Annotated in this window: 1 protein-coding gene; it reads right to left on the reverse strand. The window is 54.7% G+C overall.

Features of this window, described 5'->3' with window-relative positions; genetic code table 11:
- Positions 1 to 267 (reverse strand): IS3 family transposase (locus WFO64_RS22430; protein WP_337014409.1); only part of this gene is annotated, 267 nt, incomplete at both ends.

Genomic DNA, 267 nt, shown 5'->3' on the forward strand with positions numbered 1-267 from the left:
GATTTCGCACCGGCAGACGTTGTTTACCCTTACGCCGAAAATTCAGTTTCAGCAGGCGGTAAATCCGGTGTACACGCTTGTGGTTCCAGACGTGGCCCTGCCTGCGAAGCACCTGAAAGAGCTTCTTAAAGCCGTAGCGGGGATAGCGTTCAGCCCGTTCAGTCAAAGCCTGGATCACCGGTTCATCACGTCGCGTGTCCGGTTGATAGCGAAAAACCGTCCTGCTCAGCGATAACGTCCTGCATGCCTGGCGTATGCTCATCGTAA

The sequence above is a fragment of the Pantoea sp. AS142 genome (assembly GCF_037152305.1).
Classification (GTDB): domain Bacteria; phylum Pseudomonadota; class Gammaproteobacteria; order Enterobacterales; family Enterobacteriaceae; genus Pantoea.